Source organism: Caecibacter sp. AF58-12pH5A (assembly GCF_027681725.1).
GTDB lineage: Bacteria > Bacillota > Negativicutes > Veillonellales > Megasphaeraceae > Megasphaera > Megasphaera hominis.
Window position 1 is genome coordinate 1 of the sequence record NZ_JAQDBC010000052.1, and the last position, 283, is coordinate 283.

The 283-nt window shown below is 46.6% G+C and carries 1 rRNA gene; it reads left to right on the forward strand.

Features of this window, described 5'->3' with window-relative positions:
- Nucleotides 1-158 precede the first annotated feature (158 nt).
- Nucleotides 159-275, forward strand: a 5S ribosomal RNA gene (rrf, locus tag PGX44_RS13140).
- The last annotated feature ends 8 nt before the right edge of the window (nt 276-283 follow it).

The following is a 283-nucleotide window of genomic DNA, read 5'->3' on the forward strand; positions in this document are numbered from 1 at the left end:
AGAATGCGACGCGCAAACAGGTGCGAATCACTTACTCCGAACGAAGTTCGGAGAAGCAGAGAACCCAATAAAATGGGAATCTCAAACAAAAGGAACGTTAAGAACAACAAACACTTTTCTATGCAGTTGTCAGGGTAGAAATACCTTGAAAAAAAGAATTCAGTGGCGATAGCTGCGGGGATCCACCTGTTCCCATGCCGAACACAGTAGTTAAGCCCGCAAACGCCGAAAGTACTTGGATGGAAGCGTCCTGGGAGGATAGGAAGCCGCTGATTTTCATAGG